This window comes from Nocardiopsis sp. TNDT3, assembly GCF_003427465.1.
GTDB classification, from domain to species: Bacteria; Actinomycetota; Actinomycetes; order Streptosporangiales; family Streptosporangiaceae; genus Nocardiopsis; species Nocardiopsis dassonvillei.
Window position 1 is genome coordinate 1 of record NZ_QPFC01000506.1, and the last position, 1,532, is coordinate 1,532.

General features: G+C 68.7%; 2 protein-coding genes. One reads left to right on the forward strand and one right to left on the reverse strand.

Features of this window, described 5'->3' with window-relative positions; translation table 11 throughout:
* On the reverse strand, nucleotides 1–225 hold a 225-nt coding region (gene rplJ / locus DQW06_RS13230; protein WP_117198550.1), incomplete at its 3' end, for a 50S ribosomal protein L10.
* A 465-nt stretch (nucleotides 226–690) separates the two neighbouring features.
* On the opposite strand from rplJ, the gene DQW06_RS13235 reads away from it, so the two are divergent.
* The coding region (locus DQW06_RS13235) for a hypothetical protein (RefSeq protein ID WP_232833021.1) at nucleotides 691–1,532 on the forward strand (842 nt) is incomplete at its 3' end.

Sequence of the window (1,532 nt, forward strand, 5' to 3'; positions counted from 1 at the left end):
GACGAGCAGGTCCTTGACCTGCTCGTCGACACCGGCCTCCGTGACCGCGATCTTGGTCAGCGTGTTCTTGACGATGCGAAAACGCGCGCTCTGGCCGAGGCTGCGACGCAGTTCAGTGATCTGCGCGACAGTGAGCCCCCGGTATTCGGTCAGCACGGCGCCGTTCGACTCACGGAACTCGCCCGTGAGTTCGGCGACCGCGGCTGCCTTGTCCGGCCTCGCCATGGGACTCCTTCCAACATTGAACGCTGGTTGACTCCAAGGGCCCGGGCGATCGGCGTCAGCACGAGAAAAAGCCCCGGGCGCGAGGCGCACGGGGCATGACCGCGTTCCGGTGGCCGCGCGGGGCGCGGCGTGGAACGGGAAGCTCTTGTACACCTGCGCGGGCGCCCATCGCGGATGGGCCCTTAGGTCACCCGTTCGGGTGACGACCAGCGGTCTTCGGCAAGAACCCATCGTACCGCACGCGCGGGAGCCCCCGTTCCGCACCGGAGGACCGGAACCGTGATCGCGCTCACTCCCCCGGCGGGCGCGGAACCGCCTGGGCGCGGCCGGCGTCGAATCGGTGGCCGCGCGGAGGAGCCGGCAGGGACCGGAATGTCCCTCCGACGTGGCAGCATGACGCTACCGGGCACCCCCGCTCCCAGTCGTGCCCGTGTCCCCCGCGCAAAAGAAGAAGGCGAACACCCCGTGAAGACCCGTATGCCGGTCCTGATCTCCGCCGGCACCCTCGCCCTGTCCCTCACCGCCTGCGGAGGAGGCCCCGCGGAGGAGGAGCCCGCCGAGGCGGCGGCCGAGTCGCCCGAGGAGGGCGGTGGCGGCAGCGTCCTGGACCTGGTCGCCGGTCTCGGCGCGAGCACCCAGGACATCGAGAACTACACCCTCGACATCTCGATGGTCATGCCCGACCCCGACATGGGCGACATCGACATGGACATGACCTACGAGGTCATGGAGGACCCGCAGGCGGCCAAGGTCACCATGGTCATGCCCTCGATGGGCGAGATGCTCCTGGAGCTGGCCGAGGTGGCCGGCCAGGACCTGGGCCTGACCGCCGAGGAGATCGGCACGTCCATCGTCATCATCCCGGCGGAGGGCGACGCCCTCGTCTCCAACCACAACGGTCTCCAGGAGGTCGACACCGCCTGGGTCCGCGGCGCCCAGGACACCGACCAGATCGCCCCGGAGGAGATGTTCGACATCAACGCGCTCCCCGACATCGTGGGGGCGTTCGCGGAGATCGAGCAGATCGAGGAGACGGGCGCCGAGGAGATCAGCGGCGTCTCGACCACCCTCATCGAGGGCACGATGACCGGCGAGGACGTCGAGGCCCTGAACCAGGAGCAGAAGGACGCCGTCAACGAGCTGCTGGGCGGCGTCAGCGGACCCGTCGACGTGTCCGTCTGGGTGGCCGACGACGGCTTCCCGATGCGCTTGGACTTCTCCGACGAGGAGGCCGACATCTCGATGGTCTTCTCCAACCTGGGTGAGACCTCCTTCGAGATGTCGGCCTCCTCGTCGGAGAAGTCCAA